The following is a 1,791-nucleotide window of genomic DNA, read 5'->3' as shown; positions in this document are numbered from 1 at the left end:
GCGCCGGGCCGTCCGGCCGCGGGCGCTCCCGCCGGCCGGACCGCCCCCGCGCGCGAACCCCTCTGGCGCGACCTCGTGGGCGACGTCCTGCGCCGCGAACGGCTCGCCCAGGAGCGCACGCTCAAGGACGTCGCCGACGCGGCGCGGATCTCCATGCCCTACTTGTCGGAGATCGAGCGCGGCCGCAAGGAGGCCTCCTCGGAGGTCCTCGCGGCCGCCGCCCAGGCGCTCGGCCTGGGCCTCGCCGACCTGCTGGCCCTGACCCAGGGCGAGCTGACGCGGGTCACCGGGCTCACCGCGGGCCGCGGCCGGGGCACGACCGCCCCGTCCCTGTCCTCGCTGTCCTCGGCGCCGTCGGCCTCGCCCAGGACCGCCTCCCGCTTCGACGGGCTGTGCCTCGCCGCCTGACACCGCCTCACGGGCCGGCGTCTCAGACCGTCAGGAGGCGCCGGCTCAGTACCTCGTCGGCGAGCCCGTACGCCACCGCCTCGCGGGCGGTGAACACCTTGTCGCGGTCCATGTCGGCGCGCAGGGCCGCGGCGTCGTGACCGGTGTGCCGGGCCAGCACCTCCTCGACCTGGGAGCGGATGCGGACCATCTCCTGGGCCTGGAGCGCCAGGTCGGAGACCGTCCCCTGCCGGCCGCCGCTGGCCGGCTGCCCCAGCAGCACCCGCGAGTGCTCCAGCACGAACCGCCGCCCCGGGTCCCCGCCGGCCAGCAGCACCGCCGCCGTGGAGGCGGCCTGGCCCACGCAGAACGTGGAGATCGGTGACCGCACGAACGTCATGGTGTCGTAGATCGCCATCAGCGAGGTATAGGAACCACCCGGCGAGTTCAGGTAGACGGCGACCTCCTGCTCGGGGTTGGCCGACTCCAGGTGGAGCAGTTGCGCGATGACGACGTTGGCGACGCCGTCGTCGATCTCCGTGCCGAGGAAGATGATCCGCTCGTTCAGCAGCCTGCTGAACACGTCGTAGGACCGCTCGCCCTGGGCGGTCCGCTCGATCACGTACGGAACCGTGTACGACCCCATGTCACAACCCCATCCGTCGGCGCGAGGCGGCCGGGCGGACGTCGGTCAGCGACTCCACCACCTGGTCCACCATCCCGTACTCCCTGGCCTGTTCCGCGGTGAACCAGCGGTCCCGGTCGCCGTCCCGCGAGACCGTCTCCTCGCTCTGCCCGGTGTGCTGGGCGGTGAGCCGTTCGATGGTCCGTTTCGTGTGTTCCAGGTTCTGCGCCTGGATCTCGATGTCCGCGGTGGTGCCGCCGATGCCCGCCGACGGCTGGTGCATCATGATCCGCGCGTGCGGCAGCGCGAACCGCTTGCCGTGCGTGCCCACCGTGAGCAGGAACTGGCCCATGCTCGCGGCGAACCCCATGGCCAGCGTGGACACGTCGTTCGGGATGAGCCGCATCGTGTCGTAGATGGCGAGCCCGGCGCTGACGGACCCGCCCGGGCTGTTGATGTACAGGCTGATGTCGGCGCGCGGGTCCTCGGCCGACAGCAGCAGCAACTGGGCGCACACGCGGTTGGCCGACACCTCGTCGACCTGTGTGCCCAGGAACACGATCCGCTGCGCGAGCAGCAGGCTCGCCAGGTGGTCGTCGAAGCGGCTGGGCGGCGTCTCGCCCTCCTCGGCGCGCGCCGGCAGAGCGGTGAGTGCGGTCATCGGGTCTCCTCGTCGTGGCGTGGATGTCGTGGCATGGATGCCGTCGGCTCCACTGTCGGCCGCGCGCGGCCGCGCCGGACGGTTTCTCTGCCCGTGGCAGATCTGCCACGGGCAGAGA

General features: G+C 72.4%; 3 protein-coding genes. 1 reads left to right on the top strand and 2 read right to left on the bottom strand.

What is annotated here, in order from left to right; all coding sequences use genetic code 11:
- On the top strand, positions 1-408 hold a 408-nt coding region (locus tag ACFC02_RS42480), incomplete at its 5' end, for a helix-turn-helix domain-containing protein (protein ID WP_376368378.1).
- A gap of 22 nt (positions 409-430) precedes the next feature.
- Here the strand turns inward: ACFC02_RS42480 and ACFC02_RS42475 are convergent.
- Positions 431-1,033 (bottom strand): ClpP family protease, encoded by a 603-nt coding sequence (locus ACFC02_RS42475; protein WP_376368376.1) that lies wholly within the window; start codon positions 1,031-1,033, stop codon positions 431-433.
- A 1-nt stretch (position 1,034) separates the two neighbouring features.
- Positions 1,035-1,673: a ClpP family protease gene (locus tag ACFC02_RS42470; protein WP_376368375.1), complete on the bottom strand. Its 639-nt coding sequence runs from the start codon at positions 1,671-1,673 to the stop codon at positions 1,035-1,037.
- Between the last annotated feature and the right edge of the window lie 118 nt (positions 1,674-1,791).

It is taken from the genome of Streptomyces sp. NPDC056160 (assembly GCF_042268205.1).
Lineage (GTDB): Bacteria > Actinomycetota > Actinomycetes > Streptomycetales > Streptomycetaceae > Streptomyces.
Note: the sequence above shows the minus strand (reverse complement) of the source record. Positions and strands in the feature narration are given on the sequence as shown.